General features: G+C 66.4%; 20 protein-coding genes. 16 read left to right on the top strand and 4 right to left on the bottom strand.

Annotation, left to right across the window (positions count from 1 at the left end; translation table 11 throughout):
* Window positions 1-19 precede the first annotated feature (19 nt).
* Window positions 20-2893, top strand: coding sequence for an alpha-L-rhamnosidase (locus tag AC2S9W_RS14655; RefSeq protein WP_486571128.1), 2874 nt, complete (start codon window positions 20-22; stop codon window positions 2891-2893).
* 42 nt (window positions 2894-2935) lie between these two features.
* Here the strand turns inward: AC2S9W_RS14655 and AC2S9W_RS14650 are convergent, their stop codons facing one another.
* The 3 genes from AC2S9W_RS14650 to AC2S9W_RS14640 form a co-directional block, all read right to left on the bottom strand.
* Window positions 2936-4393, bottom strand: coding sequence for a serine hydrolase (locus AC2S9W_RS14650; RefSeq protein WP_486571127.1), 1458 nt, complete (start codon window positions 4391-4393; stop codon window positions 2936-2938).
* 510 nt (window positions 4394-4903) lie between these two features.
* A complete protein-coding gene (locus AC2S9W_RS14645; RefSeq protein ID WP_486571126.1) occupies window positions 4904-5500 on the bottom strand; it encodes an alpha-ketoglutarate-dependent dioxygenase AlkB in 597 nt (198 codons plus the stop codon).
* Window positions 5497-5913, bottom strand: coding sequence for an SOS response-associated peptidase family protein (locus tag AC2S9W_RS14640; protein ID WP_486571125.1), 417 nt, complete (start codon window positions 5911-5913; stop codon window positions 5497-5499). Before AC2S9W_RS14640 ends, AC2S9W_RS14645 begins: the two co-directional genes overlap by 4 nt.
* A 152-nt stretch (window positions 5914-6065) precedes the next feature.
* Here AC2S9W_RS14640 and AC2S9W_RS14635 point away from each other — a divergent pair, with 152 nt between their 5' ends.
* From AC2S9W_RS14635 to AC2S9W_RS14610, 6 genes are all read left to right on the top strand, one after another.
* Window positions 6066-6683: an SOS response-associated peptidase family protein gene (locus AC2S9W_RS14635; protein ID WP_486572090.1), complete on the top strand. Its 618-nt coding sequence runs from the start codon at window positions 6066-6068 to the stop codon at window positions 6681-6683.
* 2 nt (window positions 6684-6685) lie between these two features.
* A complete protein-coding gene (locus tag AC2S9W_RS14630) occupies window positions 6686-7108 on the top strand; it encodes a DUF1810 domain-containing protein (RefSeq protein ID WP_486571124.1) in 423 nt (140 codons plus the stop codon).
* A 97-nt stretch (window positions 7109-7205) separates the two neighbouring features.
* Window positions 7206-7994, top strand: coding sequence for an ImuA family protein (locus AC2S9W_RS14625; RefSeq protein WP_486571123.1), 789 nt, complete (start codon window positions 7206-7208; stop codon window positions 7992-7994).
* Window positions 7900-9708, top strand: a complete 1809-nt coding sequence (locus tag AC2S9W_RS14620; protein WP_486571122.1) for a DUF6504 family protein — start codon at window positions 7900-7902, stop codon at window positions 9706-9708. Before AC2S9W_RS14625 ends, AC2S9W_RS14620 begins: the two co-directional genes overlap by 95 nt.
* Complete coding sequence (locus AC2S9W_RS14615) at window positions 9705-12914, top strand: error-prone DNA polymerase (RefSeq protein WP_486571121.1); 3210 nt, start codon at window positions 9705-9707, stop codon at window positions 12912-12914. Before AC2S9W_RS14620 ends, AC2S9W_RS14615 begins: the two co-directional genes overlap by 4 nt.
* A gap of 185 nt (window positions 12915-13099) precedes the next feature.
* Complete coding sequence (locus AC2S9W_RS14610; protein ID WP_337180275.1) at window positions 13100-13426, top strand: DUF736 domain-containing protein; 327 nt, start codon at window positions 13100-13102, stop codon at window positions 13424-13426.
* A gap of 53 nt (window positions 13427-13479) precedes the next feature.
* Here the strand turns inward: AC2S9W_RS14610 and AC2S9W_RS14605 are convergent, their stop codons facing one another.
* A complete protein-coding gene (locus tag AC2S9W_RS14605; RefSeq protein WP_486571120.1) occupies window positions 13480-13632 on the bottom strand; it encodes a hypothetical protein in 153 nt (50 codons plus the stop codon).
* 316 nt (window positions 13633-13948) lie between these two features.
* Here AC2S9W_RS14605 and AC2S9W_RS14600 point away from each other — a divergent pair, with 316 nt between their 5' ends.
* The 9 genes from AC2S9W_RS14600 (at window position 13949) to AC2S9W_RS14560 (ending at window position 18102) form a co-directional block, all read left to right on the top strand.
* Window positions 13949-14113, top strand: coding sequence for a hypothetical protein (locus AC2S9W_RS14600; RefSeq protein ID WP_486571119.1), 165 nt, complete (start codon window positions 13949-13951; stop codon window positions 14111-14113).
* Between the two features lie 123 nt (window positions 14114-14236).
* The gene (locus tag AC2S9W_RS14595; protein WP_486571118.1) at window positions 14237-14692 is read left to right on the top strand and encodes a hypothetical protein; all 456 of its coding nucleotides are present in this window, start codon (window positions 14237-14239) and stop codon (window positions 14690-14692) included.
* A gap of 300 nt (window positions 14693-14992) precedes the next feature.
* Complete coding sequence (locus AC2S9W_RS14590) at window positions 14993-15310, top strand: DUF736 domain-containing protein (protein WP_486571117.1); 318 nt, start codon at window positions 14993-14995, stop codon at window positions 15308-15310.
* Between the two features lie 117 nt (window positions 15311-15427).
* Complete coding sequence (locus AC2S9W_RS14585) at window positions 15428-15703, top strand: transcriptional regulator domain-containing protein (RefSeq protein ID WP_486571116.1); 276 nt, start codon at window positions 15428-15430, stop codon at window positions 15701-15703.
* Window positions 15663-16274: a DUF2285 domain-containing protein gene (locus AC2S9W_RS14580; protein ID WP_486571115.1), complete on the top strand. Its 612-nt coding sequence runs from the start codon at window positions 15663-15665 to the stop codon at window positions 16272-16274. The genes AC2S9W_RS14585 and AC2S9W_RS14580 overlap by 41 nt, the downstream gene beginning before the upstream one ends.
* A 118-nt stretch (window positions 16275-16392) precedes the next feature.
* Window positions 16393-16644 carry a helix-turn-helix transcriptional regulator gene (locus AC2S9W_RS14575; RefSeq protein ID WP_486571114.1) on the top strand — a complete coding sequence of 84 codons (252 nt, stop codon included), beginning with the start codon at window positions 16393-16395 and terminating at the stop codon, window positions 16642-16644.
* A gap of 35 nt (window positions 16645-16679) precedes the next feature.
* Window positions 16680-17186: a DUF2840 domain-containing protein gene (locus AC2S9W_RS14570; RefSeq protein WP_486571113.1), complete on the top strand. Its 507-nt coding sequence runs from the start codon at window positions 16680-16682 to the stop codon at window positions 17184-17186.
* Window positions 17183-17773 (top strand): S26 family signal peptidase, encoded by a 591-nt coding sequence (locus AC2S9W_RS14565; RefSeq protein WP_486571112.1) that lies wholly within the window; start codon window positions 17183-17185, stop codon window positions 17771-17773. The genes AC2S9W_RS14570 and AC2S9W_RS14565 overlap by 4 nt, the downstream gene beginning before the upstream one ends.
* Window positions 17770-18102 carry a DUF736 domain-containing protein gene (locus AC2S9W_RS14560; protein ID WP_486571111.1) on the top strand — a complete coding sequence of 111 codons (333 nt, stop codon included), beginning with the start codon at window positions 17770-17772 and terminating at the stop codon, window positions 18100-18102. The genes AC2S9W_RS14565 and AC2S9W_RS14560 overlap by 4 nt, the downstream gene beginning before the upstream one ends.
* The last annotated feature ends 13 nt before the right edge of the window (window positions 18103-18115 follow it).

The following is an 18115-nucleotide window of genomic DNA, read 5'->3' as shown; positions in this document are numbered from 1 at the left end:
CCCATCGAGAAAAGGGGGAATGGCCTCCCCTATCTGGGGAGGCCATTTGTTCGTGGCGCGAACTGCGTTCGCGATGCGCGTCGCAGATGGAATATCGAATGGTTCTGAATTTCAGCGAAATCCTCGAAAGTGGCGTGCAAGCGAAACTTCGGCTTCGCCGGTTCGCGCTTATAGCTTTCCACCCGCGTCACGGTGCGGCACGATGAGCGCCGGCGCCCCCACATCAGGAGCGGAATATGACGACGCGGTCCTTGTTGTAGGTCTGCGGACCGAGGATGATTCCGGACTCATATCCACCGCCATGCCGTTGCCCCGCCTGTCTTGGCGGCTCGAGACATCGCGGCCCGGCGTCCAGCAGTTCGCATATGAGATCGAAACGGCCAGCGATCCGCGTTTCGAGACCCGCGTTGCACGGTCGGGGATCGTCGAATGCGACTGTCCGCTTTTTGCGCCCTGGCCGGCCGCGCCGCTCGACAGTCGCGAACGCAAATGGTGGCGCGTGCGGGTACGGACCGATTGCGGCTGGACCTGCTGGAGCGATGCGTCCGTCATTGAAGGCGGTCTTTTCGAACAATCGGACTGGACCGCGAATGCCATCTCGCCGCGGAGTAATAGGGGCCGCCTCGAGCCGTCGCCGCCTTTCCTTCTGAGGCGCGAGTTCGATGTCGAAGATTGCGTCTCGGCGCGCGTCTATGTCGCGGCGCTCGGCGTCTACCGGATGCGCATCAACGGCGCGCCGGTCAGCGGCGATCTGCTCGAACCGGGCTGGACCGACTATCGCCACCGCACGCTCTTCTCGGCTTATGACATTCTTCCGCTGCTGCGCGCCGGCCGTAACTGCATCGCGGCCGAAGTCTCCGACGGCTGGTGGCGCGGCGAACTCGGCTGGCTCGGCGAGCGCGGCCATTATGGCGACACGACCGCACTCGTCGCGCAGCTCGAGGTCGTCACGCGCGCGGGCGAGCGGCAGGTCATCGCGACCGATCCGTCGTGGCGCAGCGGATATGGCGCGGCGCAGATGGCCGAGCTTTACGACGGGGTCGATATCGACCGGCGCGCCGAGCCCGAGGGCTGGGATAAGGTCGGTTTCGACGACGACGGCTGGGAGGAGGTGCTGACCCTCGACCTGCCGCGCGGGCTCGAGCAGCGCGCCATGCCGGCGATCCGCATCCTCGATCGTTTCGAACCGGCGGCCATCGAGCGCCTGCCGGGCCCGATCCGCATCGATGCCGGTCAGAATATCGCAGGTTATCTCCATATCCGCGCGCGCGGGCCGCGCGGCGCCGCGCTGCAGGTGCGCCATGCCGAGATGCTCGAGGCCGACGGTGCGCTCCACCTCGCGCCGCTTCGCAATGCGCGCGCTACGGACAATTATATCCTGCGCGGCGATGGCGGGTGCGAGCCACTCGAGCCTCCATTCACTTTTCACGGCTTTCGCTATGCCGAGATCCTCTGCGACGACGGTGTCGAGATCGAAGGAGTCGAGATCGTTCAGATCGGTTCGGACCTCGACTATTCGGGCCGCTTCGCTTGTTCGAACGCCGATGTGAACCGTTTGTTCGAGAACAGCGTGCGGTCGCAAAAGGGCAATTTCATCGCGCTTCCGACCGATTGCCCCCAGCGCGACGAGCGGCTCGGATGGACGGGCGATATCCAGGTCTTCAGCGAAACCGCCTGCCTCAATGCCGATGCGCGCAGCTTTCTTGCAAGCTGGCTTGTCGATCTTGCGAGCGAACAGCGCGCCGACGGCAATATCCCCTCAACCGCGCCCAATATCATTCGCGGCCACAAGTTCGAATATGGCGGGGTCGGCTGGGGCGATGCGGCGACGCTCGTCCCCTGGACACTGTACAAGGTATATGGGGACGTCGGAATTTTCGAGCGGCAATATGCGAGCATGTGCGCCTGGGTCGATTATGGCGCCTCGCGCCTCGATGCCGACAGTCTCTGGACGGGCGATTTTCACCTCGGTGATTGGCTCGATCCCGGCGCACCGCCGGGCCAGCCGCACATGGCGACGACCGACCGCGAATATATCGCGACCGCTTATCTGTCGTACAGCGCGGCGCGTCTCGCCGACGCGGCGGCGCTGCTCGGCCACGATGCGGACGCCGAGCGATATGCGCTGCTCTCGCAGCGCGTCGCGGCCGCCGCCTGGGCGCGCTGGCGTGACGCGGCGATGACCACCCAGGCCGGCTGTGCGATCGCGATCATGTTCGAAATCGCGCCAGCTTCGGAACAGGGCGCTGTCGGCACGCGTCTCGCGGGGCTCGTCGAGCGCGGTGGCGGCCGCATCGCGACGGGTTTTCTCGGCACTCCGCTCATTCTTCCTGCGCTCAGCCGGACCGGCCAGACCGCGGCGGCCTACCGGCTGCTCCTCAACCGCGATTGTCCCGGCTGGCTCTATCAGGTCGAGCGCGGCGCAACGACCATGTGGGAGCGCTGGGATGCGGTCGGCGCCGACGGCAGCCTTCATGCGGGCGAAATGGAGACCGAGGAGGCCAATTCGATGATCTCCTTCAACCATTATGCCTATGGCGCCGTTTCGGCCTGGCTCTACCAGCATGTTGCGGGGATTTCGCCGGATCCCGCCAAACCCGGCTTCGGCCACATCATCTTCGCCCCCGAACCCGGTGGCAATCTCGACTGGGCGAGCGCCTCGCTGACGACCGGCTATGGCGAGGCTGCGATCTGCTGGCAACGCGACAAGGACGCCCTTGTCGCCGAACTCGTCGTCCCGCCAGGTGCGACCGCGCAGTTCCGCGCGCCGGTCGATTTTGCGCTTTCGGACGGCGAGACGATGCGTGAGCTCGGTTCGGGACGCCATCTGCTCCGGCTGGCACACGCCGGGCTGCGCGATACGAAAGCGCTCGAGGCCGGGGTGCACGACTGAGCCGCGGCATCGCCGCCGCTCGATACGACCGGTGGTCCTCGATCAGGCGGCGATGGCTGCGGCGATCGCCTTTTCAAAGGCGTGGAGCGGCGGCTTCGTCGATTGCTGCACGAAATAGACCGCCGCGAGTCCTTGCTGCGGATCGACCCAGCCGTCGGTGCCGTGAGCGCCGTCCCAGCCGAAGGCGCCCGCCTTGCGCGCGGAATTGGCGGCAACCGGGTCCACCATGACCCCGACGGAGAGACCGAAGCCCCAGCCTTTGCGGCCCATGAGCGGCATTTTCTCGAACAGGTTGCCGACATGATTGGTCGACATTTGCGCGACCGCCCCATCGCTGAGGATACGCCGGCCGCCGAGCTCGCCGCGATTGAGCAGCATCGCCTGGAACTGCATATAGTCGCGCGCCGTCCCGACGAGCCCGCCGGCACCGCAGAGATATTTCATCGCCGGATCGCCGGCGCCGAGGAGGTCCGGGCTGATCTTCCAGGCGTCTCCCTCGCGCTTGTAGAGCGGCACCAGGCGCGGCTGCTGTTCCGGTGTGAGATGGAAGGTCGTGTCGACCATCTCGAGCGGCTCGAAAATGCGCGAGCGCATGAACATGTCGATCGGCATGTCCGAGACGATCTCGACAATATGCGCGAGCACGTCGAACGCATCGAGCGGTGAGTAGGACCAGTGCGTTCCCGGCTGAAAGTCGAGCACGGACTCGCCGAGCAGCGGGATGCGGTCGGCGAGCGTTTTTTCCCTGGAAATGGCCGGGGAGGGGCCGCCCATGCCGAGTACGCTGCCGAGGCCGCCCGTATGCGTCAGAAGATCCTTGAGCGTCAGCTCACGCTCCGCCGGGATGATTTTTACCTGCGACTTCAGCGCTTCGCGCTTGGCGAAGTTGAAGCGCTCCATTTCCAGTTCGGGCGGGAGATAGGCGACTTTCGGATTGGCGAAGCTCGGCAGGAAGCGGCTCACCTTGTCGTCGATCGACAATTTGCCTGCGTCCTGGAGAATGAGGATGGAAACCGCGGTCACCGGCTTGCTGCTCGATGCGAGGCGGAAGATATCGTCCTTGCGAAGCGGTGTTTTCGCCGGCACGTCACGCAGGCCCTGAGCTTCGTACCAGCCGAGCTTGCCGTGCCGCGCGACCGCCGTGACCGCGCCGGTGAGCTCATTCCCTTCGATATGCGTCGCAATCGCCGTGCGGATGGCTTCGACGCCGCTGCGCGTCATGCCGGCGGCCTCCGGAGAATAGGTCGACCAATCGAGCGCCCTAGCCGGGCGTGTGGCAATTTTGGTGGCCGCGCATCCTGCAAGTGCGCTTCCGGCTCCCAACATTGCGCCGAGCTTCAACATCTCGCGGCGATCGATCATGGCATTGCTCCTGAAATACGGGTGTTGTTTCAATAATACAGCCCTCGCATTTTGCAAGCTACTCTGACTGTTTAATGTTGATCTCGATGGGCGCAGAGCAGCTGGGCAGTCTGCGTCATTTTTGGCGTTTCTATCCAATCGCTCGCCATTGCCTCATTCTAGGTGGGCGGCGCGACCCAGAAGAGCTCTTCCTCCCATGAGGACGGAATTCTTCATCTTGCGCCCGTCCGATCTCGATTGGACGGGCGTTTTTTTGCAGACATTTCTTTGCCCGACCCGTCGAGCGCGGCGGCTGATGGGCGTGCTCGGGCGGCGGCAGGCGCCGCCCGGGGCCGCGCTGATGATTGGGCCGCGCGAGCACACTTGGGCTCGCTTTCCTTGCGGGGCGGCGGCTAGGCCCTTGGCCCGCATCGCACGCCGCCCCGCGGCGGGCTCGCCAAGAGTGCGATTCTTTGGGGCCCTTCGGGCCGGTAATTGCGATGTCGGGGATGTGAAAAGCGTAAGCCCCGCTACATTTCTGTAGCGGGGCTTCCCTAGATCGCATCCGAAGATGCCGATCAAATTCTGCCATTCTTTCGTCTGGACAGGCTATTGTAACGCGCCCGTGGGCCGATGGTTCCGCGCTCGGGTTGCTCCGTGTCTTTTTCGTCAGCGCAACGTCCGGAAGGTGATGGACCAGCGCGGTGCCGCCATCCGCGCGATGCTATGCTCCCATGCGTCGCGGGCTTCGCCGTGCATATGGTAAATCGATCGAGGGGCAAGCTCGGCAACGGCGCGCCTGAAGCCGCCGGCTTCGCGGCGACGAAAACGCATCGAAGCCGGGGCACCCAGCGAAACGCCGATCACATGGCCGAAAACCGGCCTGTCCTTGTGCCAGCCGATCGCGGCGCCGACGCCATATTCGATGAGCAGGACCTGTTCGATCGCCTTGGGATCTATCCCGGCAAAGTCGGCCGCCTTCTCACCGAGCGGCGATAACCATCCCGGTATCGGATCGCCGGGCGCAAAGCGTCCGCTCTGAAAATCATAAGTCCAGCCAAAGGATCGCGTGAGCCGCTTGCCTTCCCATTGCTGGAACCGAAAGGGGGTGAGCTGCGCTGCCTCGATTTGGCCGATCAACGCGCTTTCTCCGGCGGCCGTGACGACATCGTCCGACAGGACGAGGCCGGGAAGGAGGGAAGGTGCTGGGGCGAACAGGTCGGGTTGGCGCGCGCCCTGCGGCGCGCGTGCGGCGGCATTCGTCACAACGGGAGGTCGGCCTGGCTGTGCAGGGCTTCGACGTAAAATCGGTGGCGCGGCGGTTCCTCGAACAGGATTTCGTTGGGCAGCGTGCCGTCAAGCCAGTGCATGACGTTGCGGCGTTCGACGATCACTCCGTGCCGCGACTGGTAGGGGATGACGTCGGCGCCCGCGGGCATGGTGATGATGCGGTAGGAGAGCGGCCAGTCGGCGAACGGCGGATCCCAGACTGCGGCGAGATAGAAGAAATTGCCGCTGTCGAGCGTCACACGGTAGCGATGATCGCCGGTGCCCATTCGGAACTCGGACGCCGGGATCAGACAGCGGCGCTTCGGGAAGGCGTGGCCTTCCGACCGAACGAAGCGATAGTTTATGCCGTCGCTGAATCTGGGATCGCTGCCCCAGACTGCCTCGACCATTTCTAACTCGCTTTCATCTTCGGGATTGCGTCTTATGAGCGCGCGGCGACCTCCGTCCGGGGCATCGGGATCAAAGGGGGTTGGCGCCGTGCTCATTGTGTAGAACATAATGGGAACGGACTTGAGTCGCAAGCATCAGGGGCGTGTCGCGAATGTGCAATGATTACAGGCTGGAAGTCGACGTTGCTTCGATCATGGAAGACTTCGACGACCTCCAGATCAAGATCAGGATGCCCGAAGGCGCGCCGAACGTACCGGCGCGCGAGGATGTGCGAATCACCGACATGGCCCCGATCGTGAAGGCGGCCGACGGCGATGTCGTCGGCGAGCTGGTGAACCGGCGATGGAGCTGGCCGGGGCAGGGGGGAAAGCCCGTCTATAATGTGCGGTCGGAAGGCCGCGATCTCTCCGCGCAGCGTTGCCTTGTCCTGTGCGATGGTTTCTACGAGTTCACAGACCCAGCCGACAAGACACAGAAACGGCTCGATAAATGGCTCTTCACGATGAAGGGTCATCGCTGGTTCTGCATGGCTGGCATCTGGCGCGACGCCCATGTGGGCGAGGCGTTCAGCCTGCTCACCATGGACGCAGGCCCGGATATCGCACCCTATCATCACCGTCAGATCATCCCGCTTCCGCGGGATAAATGGGCGGCTTGGCTCGATCCGCGCACGCCCGCTGAGGCGGTTCTGCAATGGTTGCCTTCAGGAATTCTGGAGGTTGCCCAAGTCTATGGCAAACCGCCGGCGCAGGGGGCGCTCGCGTTGTGATGATGACCGAAGAGGATGGACTCGAGCTGTTCGTGACGGCGCAGGAGCAAATCTATCCCCGCGCGCTCGACGAGATTCGGCGCGGGCGCAAGCGCACGCACTGGATGTGGTTCGTCTTTCCGCAGCTCGCCGGGCTCGGGCGCAGCGCAATGGCTCAGCTCTACGGGTTGGCGGGGGCTGATGAGGCGAGGGCCTATCTTGCGCATCCGCTGCTGGGCGCGCGCTATGTCGAATGCGTGGGCGCGCTCCAGGATTTGCCGGGCAGCGATCCCGCCGCGGTGTTCGGCGAGGTAGACGCGGTCAAATTGCGCTCGTCGCTGACCCTCTTCGAGTCGGTGAGCGAAAACCGCCTGTTTACCGCCGCGCTCGATCGCTGGTTCGGCGGGGAACGCTGCCCGAAGACGTTGGTGCGCCTCGCAGTTTAGTCATTTACGCGCGGTTTTCCGCGTCTTTTGGAACGGCGCTTGACGGCGCGCATGACTCGGAAGAACATATAGGGAACATTTAGACCGATGTTGCCCTATGACCATCACGCTAATTCCTCCGTCCCGGCCTTCTGCCGAACAGCTCGCCGCGCTTCGCGCGACGATCGCGCACGTCCGCTCGGCGCGCGGTCCGGCGCTGCCGTTCGGCATGGCGCCGCTCGATGAAGCCCTGGCGGGCGGCGGGCTCGACGGCGCGGGCCTCCACGAGATCGCGGGAGCTTCGGCGAGCCTCGCCGACGATGCCGCCGCGACGCTCTTCACTGCGGGTATTGCCGCGCGCTTTGCCGCAGAGCCCGGCCTCTCGGTCCTTTGGGCGCTGACGCGCTTCGATCTCTATGCGCCGGGGCTCGAGCAAGCCGGACTCGGACCCGAGCGCATCCTCTATGCTCAGGGCAAAGACGACCGCGAACTGCTCGCGCTTTGCGAGGATGCGCTGCGCGACGGGGCGCTCGGCTGCGTCGTCGCCGAAGTGAAGGCGGCCGACCAGACCGCGACGCGGCGGCTGCAGCTTGCCGCGTCCGAAGGCGCGACGCCGATGCTGCTCTACCGCCGCTATCGCCGCTACGGCCAATGTCCGCTCGCCGATCCCTCGCTCGCGATGACGCGCTGGCGGATCGGTTCGCTCGCCTCGCAGCGCCTCTCTGGGCCCGGTGTCGGGCGCGGGCGCTGGTCGGTCGAGCTCGTCCGCCAGCGCGGCGGACCGCCATTTTCTCTCGATATGGAGGCGTGCGATGATCAGGGTCGCCTCGCTCTTCCTGCCGCAGCTGCCGATCGAGCGGCTGCGCCGGGCCGAGCGGACAGGCTCGCGGCCGACCGCGCCGCCTGAACCGTCGCGGCTCGAACCGCGCTTTCCGCCGCCCGTCGACGACAATCCCGGACCCTGCTCGGTACCCAGGGGCGGCGGCTGGCGCCCGGGCGCGCGCTGGGCGCAAGGCGCGGGCGATTGCGAGGCCGCGATTGCGGCCTTGCCGGCGCATCAGCGCCCGACGATGCGCGAGCTCGCACGCCGAAGCGAAGCGGCTGCGCCTGCCTTTCGCCCGGTCCGCGGCGACGACAGCGCACCTCGGGCACCGGCTCCGCTTGCGCTTCTGCCGAATTGGGGTGCCAGCCCGACGATCCTCGTCCTTCGGTCCGGGCAGCGCGACATCGTTACCGCCGCGTGCCCGCTCGCGCTCGAACTCGGCCTGTCCCCGGGGATGGCGGCGGCGCATGCGCGGGCGCTGGTGACCGATCTCGACGTAATGGATGCGGCGCCCGGCGACGATGCGGCCTGGCTCGACCGCCTTGCGCTTCATGCGGCGCGACACTGGACCCCGACCGCCGCGGTGTCGGGGAACGACGGGCTCTGGCTCGATATCAGCGGCGCGGCGCATCTTTTCGGCGGCGAAGCCCGCTTTGCCGCGCGGCTCATCGCCTTCCTGCGGCGTCTTGACGTCACCGCGCGTGTCGCGATCGCGGGCACGCCCGGCGCCGCGCACGCGCTCGCGCGCTACGGCCGCGAGGCGGCGACGGTGTTGCCGGAAGGGAAGGAGGGAGAGGCGCTGGCTTCGCTGCCGCTGGCGGCGCTCCGGCTATCGCCGGAGGCGCTCGGCGCGGCCGCGCGCTTCGGGATCGAGCGGATTTCCGATCTCTACCCGATGCCCCGCGGGCCGCTGGCGCGGCGCCTCGGGCGCGCTGCGGTCGAGCGGCTCGACCAGGCGCGGGGTTTTTTGCCCGAACCGATCGTGCCGGTCATTCCCTTCGACACGCCGGTCGCCGAGCGCCGGCTGGTCGAGCCGATCGGGACCGCCGAGGCGATCGAAGAGGTCATCGGCGATTTGGTCGGCGATCTTGTGTCGGATTTACGCTCCCGCGGGCTCGGGCTGCGCAGCGCCTTGCTATGCTGCGAACGCGTCGACGCCGCCGAGCAGCGCATTGCCGTCGGGACCGCGCGCGCGACGCGCGACGCGGCGCATCTCGTTCGCCTGTTCCGGCTTCGGATCGACCGGATCGAGCCGGGGCTCGGGATCGAGGCGATGCGGCTCGCGGCGACCGCGGTCGAGCCGCTTGGCGCGCTCGCCGTCGCGGCGCCGCTCGGTGACGAGGTGCGGGCGCGCGATATCGCGCCGCTCGTTGACCAGCTCGCGGGGCGCGCGGGCGAGGCGGCGCTGTTCCGGCTGCGGTCGGTCGAGAGCGACGTGCCCGAGCGCGCGATCGCGCGCGCCGGGCCGCTCGCGGCGCCGGCGGGCTGGCCCGCCTGGCCGCGGCCCGCGCGGATGCTTGCCCGCCCCGAGGCGCTCTCGGGCGTCGTCGCATTGCTTCCAGACCATCCGCCGCGCCGCTTCGCGTGGCGCGGGCGGAGCTATGCCGTGGTCGCAGGCGACGGTCCCGAACGCATCCATGGGGAATGGTGGCGCCGCGCGAACGAAATGTGGGCGGTGCGCGACTATTTCCGGGTCGAGGCGGAGACGGGCGAGCGCTTCTGGCTCTTCCGCCGCGGCGACGCGCAGGAGGACGCGACCGGCGATTTGAGCTGGTACATGCACGGCGTCTTCGGATGACCGGCGCCCCGACCACTTATGTCGAGCTTCAGGCGACGAGCCATTTCTCCTTTCTGCGTGGGGCGTCTTCGCCGGAAGAGCTGTTCGCGGCCGCCGCGGGCCTCGGCCATTCGGCCCTCGGCCTTTGCGACCGGGGCAGCGTTGCGGGCATGGTGCGTGGCCTCGCGGGGCAGGAGGCGACGGGTGTCCGGCTGATCGCCGGGACGCGCGTCGACCTCCGCGATGGCCGCGCAATCCTGCTCTATCCGACCAATCGGCCAGCTTGGTCGCGGCTGACGCGGCTCCTGTCACTGGGCAAAGCGCGTGGCGGCAAGGGCCAATGCTGGCTCGACTGGCCCGACGTCGCGGCCTCGGCCGACGGCCTCGTCGCGATCCTCGTTCCGGATCTCGCTGATGATCGCGCGAGACTCGACCTTGCAGAGCTACGCGAGGCCTTCGGCCCCCGCGCCTTTCTCGCGCTCGGCCTGCGCCGGCGGCCCGGGGATCATGCGCGGCTTCGCGCGCTCGATGATCTCGCGCGCGATGTCGGCGTTCGAGCCGTCGCCTGCGGCGACATCCTCTATCATGCGCCTGAACGCCGACCGCTCCAAGATGTGCTGACCGCGATCCGCGAGAAGACCACGGTCGATGCGCTCGGCTTCAAGCGCGAGCGTTTCATGGACCGGGCCCTGACGAGCCCGGCCGAGATGGAAAGGCGCTTCGCGCTTTTTCCCGATGCAGTTCAGGCGACCGCCGATATCGCGGCGATGTGCCGCTTCGACCTCGGCGAGCTGCGCTACCAATATCCCTATGAGGAGGTGATGGCAGGCCGCACCGCGCAGGAGGCGCTCGCGGCGCTCACCGAGGAAGGCGCTGCGCGCATGTTTCCCGGGGGCGTGCCGCCGGCCTACCGGCAACAGATCGATCATGAGCTGCGGTTGATCGGAGAACTCGATTACGCTCCTTATTTCTTGACGGTGAACTCGATCGTCGCCGAGAGCCGGCGGCGCGGGATATTGTGCCAGGGACGGGGGAGCGCGGCGAACAGCTGCGTCTGCTTCCTGCTCGGCATCACCTCGATCGATCCGATCAAGCATGAACTGCTCTTCGAGCGCTTCGTATCGGGCGAGCGCAAGGAGCCGCCCGATATCGATGTCGACTTCGAGCATGAGCGGCGCGAGGAAATCATCCAGTGGATCTACGAGACCTACGGGCGGCATCGCTCCGCGCTGACCGCCGTGGTCACGCGCTACCGGACCCGCGGCGCCGTTGCCGAAGTCGGCAAGGCGCTCGGGCTGCCGCGCGATCTCACCAAGATGCTCACCGGCCTCGTCTGGGGCTGGTCGATGGACGGTATCCCCGAGGAGCGGATCGCCGAGCTCAATCTCAATGCCGGCGATCATCGGCTGAGATTATGTCTTGATCTCGCGCGGCAACTTATTGGAACGCCTCGGCATTTGTCGCAGCATCCCGGCGGCTTCGTGCTGACCGAGGAGCGGCTCGACGATCTCGTGCCGATCGAACCGGCGCGCATGGAGGACCGCCAGATCATCGAATGGGACAAGGACGATATCGACATGCTGAAGTTCATGAAGGTCGATGTGCTCGGGCTCGGCATGCTCGGCTGCATGAACCGGGCGTTCAACCTGCTCGCCGAGCATAAGGGGATTATGGTCGGCATGGCCGACCTGCAGGACGATGATCCGGCGGTCTATGGCATGATCCAGAAGGCCGATACGCTCGGGGTCTTCCAGATCGAGAGCCGCGCGCAGATGTCGATGCTGCCGCGGATCAAGCCGAAATGCTTCTACGACCTCGTGATCGAGGTCGCGATCGTCCGTCCCGGCCCGATCCAGGGCGACATGGTCCATCCCTATCTTCGCCGCCGCGAGGGCCGCGAAAAGCCCGAATATCCCAAGCCCGAGCTGCGCGCCGTGCTCGAGAAGACGCTGGGCGTCCCGCTCTTCCAGGAACAGGCGATGAAGGTCGCGATAGTCGGTGCGGGCTTCACGCCGGCCGAGGCCGACCAGCTCCGCCGCGCGATGGCGACCTTCAAGCTGACAGGGGGCGTCTCGCATTTCTACGACAAGCTCGTCGGCGGCATGGTCGAGCGCGGCTATCCCAAGGATTTCGCCGAGCGGACGTTCAAGCAGATCGAGGGCTTCGGTTCTTATGGCTTTCCCGAGAGCCATGCCGCGAGCTTCGCGAAGATCTCTTATGCGTCCTGCTGGATGAAGCATCATCATCCCGATGTCTTCTGCGCCGCATTGCTCAACGCGCAGCCGATGGGTTTCTATGCGCCCGCGCAGATCGTGCGCGATGCGCGAAATCATGGTGTCGAGGTGCGCCCGGTCTCGATCAACGACAGCCATTGGGACTGCACGCTCGAGGATGGGGGAGGGCGCTATCGCGCCGTGCGCCTTGGCTTTCGCCAGGTTCGCAGCCTTGCGAACGTCCATGGCGCCGCGATTGTGGGGGCTCGGGGCGGGGTGCCCTATGATTGTGTCGAGGATGTGTGGCGCCGCGCCGGCGTGCCGCGCGCCGCGATCGAACGGATCGCCGAGGCCGACGGCTTTGCCTGTCTCGCCGAGGACCGGCGGCAGGGTCTCTGGAAGGTGCGGGGGCTCGGCGAAGCGCCGCTGCCGCTGTTCGCGGCCGCTGACGCGCGCGAGGCGAGCTTCTCGCCCGAGGGGCTCGAACCGCCGACGGCCCTTCGGCCGATGACCGAGGGGCGGGAGGTGGTGGAGGATTATCGCACGCTGCAGCTGTCGCTGCGCGCGCATCCCTTGAGTTTCTTGCGCGACGAGCTCGACGCGATGGGCGTGGTCCGCTGCGCGGACCTCGCGCAGATCCGCGATGGCCGGAACGTCGAGGTCGCCGGCGTGATTCTCGTGCGGCAGCGGCCCGGCTCGGCGAAGGGGGTGCTGTTCGTCACGATCGAGGACGAGACCGGCATCGCCAACGGCATCCTCTGGCCCGACCGGTTCGACATCTATCGGCGCCAGATCATGTCGGCCTCGATGATCGCGATGCGAGGTCGGCTTCAGAAGGAAGGCGAGGTCATTCACATCATCTGCGACCGGATCATCGATCATGATGCGCTGCTGCGCTCGGTCGGCCGCAGCGACCTTTCCATAGCACCGGGACGCGGCGATGGGGCGCGGAATGGGGGAGGACCGGACTCGCGTGACGCGCCGCTGCGTATCCGGAGTCACGATTTCCACTGATGACCCTCAGTCTCCCGTTGCAAGGGACCTCTCCCTCATTGGCTGCCTGATTGCGGGGCTCGGCTCGCCTAATGCCGTCAACCCCCGTTGGGGGTTCGCCCTCGCATACGCTCGGTGACGGCGGCTCACGGCCCCTCCTTCTGGCGCCATCGGGGATGGTCCCCGAGCATCAAAGGAGACTGAACATGGGTACCACCATCGGAAATCTGACCCTCAAGGACGACGGCAGCCTCGAAGGCACGCTCGCGACCCTCATGGTCACCGTGCCGATCGCGATCGTCGAGAACGGCCGCAAGGCGAAGGACAGCGAGCCCGATTTCCGCGTCGTCAGCCGGCGCAACGGGTTCGAACTCGGCGGCGGCTGGGTGAAGACCGCGCGCTCGACCGGCGCCGAATATATCTCGGTGTCGCTCTCGGCCCCCGAACTCGGCGAGATCTTCTGCAACGTCGCAAACGCGCCGGGCGACGATCCCTCGAAGAAGGTGCTGATCTGGAATCCCCCGGGTACCTGATCCGACAGCATCGCGGCCCCGCTTTCAAGCGGGGCCGCATTCGCATGTTCGCATCACGCTTCGTCGAGCGCGGCCTCGATCGTGTCCAGAATATCCTCAAGCTCTTGGGACATATAGCCGCCTTCATCACTGGTGCGGTCGACCAGATTGCCGTCGTCGCGGATGCGGATGAGCGCGGTGAGCGCCTGGCGTAAATCGTCATCCATCGGGTCGGCCTTTCCAGTCGAGCGGAGCGAAGCAGGCCTGTGCGGTAGCATCGGTCTGCCTCATCATCGGGCAGCTATCGGCATATTTCAACGGCAACCGGGAGGAGGAGCCCGACATGGCTTCTGCCACCGCGGCACCAGTCCCGCTCTCGATTGCCGCTATTCCCTTGGCCGAGGACCGGCCTCCTACAGTCAACCCCGATGGGGTCCCTTCGCAAGCTTGGGCCGCGGCTTTGCCGCGGTGACTGCGGCCTGTCCCCGTCCGGCGGGGCGACTGTCGAGCGGGATGGTCCCGCTCCCCGACAGGAGCCTCGATATGCCGCTTTCAACCGCCCAATCGCTTGGCTGGAATCTCGCCCGCACGATGATGACGATCATCGTCCTGATCGAAAACTCGGCTGGATATGCGGTCATGCCGCTCGACGAGTTCGACGGCGATCCCGCCTGCATCATCTGCGAATATGATCCGTTCAACCGCTGAAACCGCACGGCAAATCGCCCCGAGGTGGGCCGGCTTCCGGTTCCGCCTTCGGGGCGGTTTTGCTATGCTGAGAGGGCAGATGGCGCTGTGGTGGTGGCGAGCGCGTCCGACAGGAGGACGCTTGTGACCTTTATGATCATCCTCGGCGCCGTGGCGGCCGTCTTCATCATCATGCTGCTGTTCCGGCTCGCCGCGCTGGCGCTGCCTGTCTATGCCGGGATCGGCGCTGGTTTCTGGATGCTCGAACGCGGTTCGGGATATGGCATGTCGATCGCGGCAGGCCTTTTCACCGGCGCGATAATCCTCGGCCTGGGCCGTATCCTCTGTTCCAGCCTTCCGCCGCTCTATCGCCTGCCGGTTGCCCTGGCGTTCACCGTTCCCGCGGCCTTTGCAGGATATCAGGCGGCGAGCGGACTTGCGGGACTGGCTGCCGCAGAAGGGCATGCCCTGAGCTGGCTCGGGATCGTGGGGGCGGCGGTCGGCGCCTTCGGCGCCTTGCGCAGTCTGGCGGGACCGCCGCCACCCGGACTGACAAGCAACATGGCCGGTCGCCCGCCCAGCTCGACGATGGCGCCGTAAATCGACCATTTAGAGCTGCCGATCCCGAGCCCATGATCCATTAGCTGGCGCCGAACCCTCCCGGCCTCTTCGGATGCGCGATCTGCCGTCCTGACGCTGGCGCTCGGCCGCTGGACGCAACGGCGGTCCCGAGACTTTCTTCCCCCGGCGTGCCGCCGTTCCTCGCGGATCAAGAAACTCACGGAGCCCGCCGTCCTCCGCTGCGCTCCGGGCCCATGGGCTGCGTCGCGGCCCGCAGGCCGGCTGCCGATCCGCATCGAGGCCGCGCTGGTGCGGCCCGAGCGAAGAAAGGAAATGATCATGAGCAGGATCGGTACATTCAAACTGGTCGATGGCGAATTTCGCGGCGCGATCGTCACCCTCGCGTTGCAGGCCCGGGATGTCCGCATCGTCCCCGAGACGAACGCCAGCGGCAACGCGCCCAGCCACCGCGTGTTCGTCGGCGATGTCGAGGTCGGCGCAGCCTGGTCGAAAACGAGCCAGGACAAGCGCTCCTATCTCTCGGTCAAACTCGACGACCCGAGCTTCACCGCGCCCGTGTTCGCGCAGCTCTTCGCCGGCGAAGAGGGCGAGCACGACCTGGTGTGGAGTCGTCCGCCCCGCCGCGGCGACAATTGACCAACGCGATATCGCCCGGCCCAGGCCGGGCGATATATATCCAGATTGAGTGCTTTAGGGTGCGAAACTCAGACCGAACTGCGCTACGCTCATCCCATATGTGCCGGTAACCATGTCATGCCTGGTGAGCCGAACCGGCTGAGAAACCGCGGTTTATTCTCCTCGAACGGGTCGGAGGTGCGAATGGATCAGGCAGTCGAATGGCAGTCGCCAAATTTTCCGAGTATATTCGAACAATATGATCGCGCGGATTTCGCGCAGGAATTTTTGCGTCGAAATCCCCATTACCGCGCGGGATATTCAGCCGCGCTCGCAGCGAGCGGCGACGAGCGCCGCCGCCTGCTGGCACGCCATGCGCGCCACTGGGGGTTGGTCTTTCGCGGTCGATCCTGAGCGTCCGGCGGCGTTCGCGCCTGCTCTCTGGTGTCCTCGGGCCTGTGCGCATGTGACCGTTGCCCGGCCCGGCCCCCGGGGTTTTGCCGCGCTCCGCCTTGCCGACTTCGTAGACAAGCTCGAAGTGGCGGCCGAACTGATCGGCTGGCACGCATGGCATATTGTCCTCGTCGCGGGAGGCCGCCGTTATCGTCTCGCGATCTTTCGATGCGAGGCGAATGAACGGCTTGCGTTCGTCAATCCAGTCGACGCGCACCTGGCCATGCGTGCGGCAGGGATGATGGAACTCCACCGCCACATCCTCGGGCTCCAGGGACAGGAGCCGAACCTGGCGAGCTCGCTTGGTACGTCCGAGAGATGGCGCTTCGTCCAGTGGCTGCGCTTGCTCGACGCGGCCGCGCAAGGCGCGTCCTCGCGCGAGATCGCAGCGGCGCTGTTGCTTGAAGATGTCGCCGGTTACTCGGCGGCCGAATGGGATGCCTCGAGCGAGCGCAAGCGCATCGCACGCTGGCGCCGCGCCGCGATTGCGATGCGCGACGACAATTTCCGGATGCTCCTCGCCGCGCCCTGATCGGGACATTCGGACCGGCAGAACTTTGTCCGTTCCGAATCCTCGCTCGCATTTCCGATTGTCGCCTCCTCGCCGCCGGCGCCCGCCAGAGGGTCCGGCTCTTGCCCGGAGGTATCCCTTGAACGACATCCATGCTCCGCTCATCCCGCGCTACCTCACCACACCGGATGCGGCAGTGCATCTCGGCCTTTCTGCGCGCACGCTCGAAAAGCATCGTTGCTATGGAACGGGCCCCGAATATCGCAAGCTCGGCGGCCGCATCGTCTATGCGATCGCCGATCTCGACGCCTGGGCGGAGATCGGCCGCAAGAAATCGACGTCCGATCCGGGCAAGGGCACCGTCCACCCCGCGCGGCCGATCCGCCGCTGATGTGCCCGAAGCTTTCCCCCGTCGGCTCCCGGCCCATGATCCGCCCGGGCAGTCCGCGCGCCCGAGCGCTGCGTCCCGGCAACGGGCTGGTCGATGTCGAACTGACCTGGATCGAAGGCCGCTTCGAGCAGCAGGTCCGGTTCGGACGTGTCGCTGCCGAGCGCGTGATCGACGCGCACAAGCGTATCGTCTCGTTCTACGAGGGCGCCACATTCTGCCTGCTTGAATATCGGTCATGCGACCGCGGCCAAGTTGGATGGCGCCTTGACGTCCTTGTCGCGACGGTCGCTGGCTCATCATCTTCCTCGCTCTTCGGTGATGCTCACGGCGCCGAAATTCTGCTCAGTGTCGTGGAGGTTCCGCTAATCCAAGCGGTGTTGCGCGAGATCGATCTGATCGAGGCGGCGGGCATCGACGCGTGCGATGCCGCGCCCGATCACTGGCGTCACGTTGACGCGCAGCTCGTCGCAGCCGCGCCGTTTCGGCCATATAGCGCCGAGCGACACGCCGCTTGGCTCCGCCGCCAGGAGGTCGAGCGATGAACCGCCGATGGCTCCGCGCGACTGCAGCCTGCGGGGGGCTGGTCGGTGTGCTTTTTGGCGCGGTCGCGATGCTGGCGCCGCAGCCGCGACTCCTCTGGAACGCCAGCTCCAGCGTTCCCGTCGGGCTCTATTCCATCGACGTCGGCGCGATGCCGACGCGCGGCGACCTTGTCGCCATTGCGCCGCCCAAACCATTGGCGGGCTGGCTTGTGTCACGCGGTTATCTGCCGCGCGGCGTGCCGCTGCTGAAGCGTGTCGCCGCAACCGAAGGCGCGCTCGTCTGCCGCAGCGGCGTCTTCGTCACGATCGACGGCGCGCCTGCGGCGCGCGCGCGATCGGCCGACCGTATGGGGCGAACGCTGCCGATCTGGCTCGGCTGCCGCCGCCTCCAGCGCGGCGAGCTGTTCCTGCTGGGCACGTCGCTCGAGAGCCTCGACAGCCGTTACTTCGGGCCGCTTCCGACTTCCGCCGTCATCGGCACCGCACATCCCATTCTCATCCGCGACGCCTCCGGCGCGCCGCTGCGCTGGCGCCGGGATGGCGCTCGGCTTCCCTCCAACTCGCCGGACAAGGACCAAGACCCATGATGATCGGAAACTTCCAGATCGCAGGTGACGGCTATGCCGGATCGATCCGCACGCTGCTCCTTGACGCGATGATCGCGATCGTTCCGGCCGCGCCGTCCGACGCCGAGAATGCACCAAGTTGGCGGGTGCTGCTCGTCGAGGCCGACGAAGGCATCGAGATCGGGGCGGGCTGGGATCGCAGCGGCGAGCGGGCCGGATCCTATATCGCGCTGCAGATCGACGACCCGGCGTTTCCGGTGCCGCTGCGCGCCAACCTCATTCGCTCGACGCGAAACGAAGGCGACCATCACCTGCTGTGGTCGCGTCCGGCGCCGCAGGGCGGAGCCTGACCGGTGCGGCCTT

The sequence above is a fragment of the Sphingopyxis sp. 550B genome (genome assembly GCF_057401805.1).
Note: the sequence above shows the minus strand (reverse complement) of the source record. Positions and strands in the feature narration are given on the sequence as shown.

What these genes read in the sequence shown, in the direction of transcription:
- AC2S9W_RS14655 (WP_486571128.1), top strand. Translation starts at nt 20, where the DNA reads ATGGCCTCCCCTATCTGGGGAGGCCATTTGTTCGTGGCGCGAACTGCG.
- AC2S9W_RS14605 (WP_486571120.1), bottom strand. Translation starts at nt 13,632, where the DNA reads ATGGATGACGATTTACGCCAGGCGCTCACCGCGCTCATCCGCATCCGC.
- AC2S9W_RS14630 (WP_486571124.1), top strand. Translation starts at nt 6,686, where the DNA reads ATGACCGAAGAGGATGGACTCGAGCTGTTCGTGACGGCGCAGGAGCAA.
- AC2S9W_RS14615 (WP_486571121.1), top strand. Translation starts at nt 9,705, where the DNA reads ATGACCGGCGCCCCGACCACTTATGTCGAGCTTCAGGCGACGAGCCAT.
- AC2S9W_RS14620 (WP_486571122.1), top strand. Translation starts at nt 7,900, where the DNA reads ATGATCAGGGTCGCCTCGCTCTTCCTGCCGCAGCTGCCGATCGAGCGG.
- AC2S9W_RS14570 (WP_486571113.1), top strand. Translation starts at nt 16,680, where the DNA reads ATGATCCGCCCGGGCAGTCCGCGCGCCCGAGCGCTGCGTCCCGGCAAC.
- AC2S9W_RS14580 (WP_486571115.1), top strand. Translation starts at nt 15,663, where the DNA reads ATGCGCGCCACTGGGGGTTGGTCTTTCGCGGTCGATCCTGAGCGTCCG.
- AC2S9W_RS14585 (WP_486571116.1), top strand. Translation starts at nt 15,428, where the DNA reads ATGCCTGGTGAGCCGAACCGGCTGAGAAACCGCGGTTTATTCTCCTCG.
- AC2S9W_RS14565 (WP_486571112.1), top strand. Translation starts at nt 17,183, where the DNA reads ATGAACCGCCGATGGCTCCGCGCGACTGCAGCCTGCGGGGGGCTGGTC.
- AC2S9W_RS14590 (WP_486571117.1), top strand. Translation starts at nt 14,993, where the DNA reads ATGAGCAGGATCGGTACATTCAAACTGGTCGATGGCGAATTTCGCGGC.
- AC2S9W_RS14610 (WP_337180275.1), top strand. Translation starts at nt 13,100, where the DNA reads ATGGGTACCACCATCGGAAATCTGACCCTCAAGGACGACGGCAGCCTC.
- AC2S9W_RS14560 (WP_486571111.1), top strand. Translation starts at nt 17,770, where the DNA reads ATGATGATCGGAAACTTCCAGATCGCAGGTGACGGCTATGCCGGATCG.
- AC2S9W_RS14600 (WP_486571119.1), top strand. Translation starts at nt 13,949, where the DNA reads ATGCCGCTTTCAACCGCCCAATCGCTTGGCTGGAATCTCGCCCGCACG.
- AC2S9W_RS14640 (WP_486571125.1), bottom strand. Translation starts at nt 5,913, where the DNA reads ATGGTCGAGGCAGTCTGGGGCAGCGATCCCAGATTCAGCGACGGCATA.
- AC2S9W_RS14625 (WP_486571123.1), top strand. Translation starts at nt 7,206, where the DNA reads ATGACCATCACGCTAATTCCTCCGTCCCGGCCTTCTGCCGAACAGCTC.
- AC2S9W_RS14635 (WP_486572090.1), top strand. Translation starts at nt 6,066, where the DNA reads ATGTGCAATGATTACAGGCTGGAAGTCGACGTTGCTTCGATCATGGAA.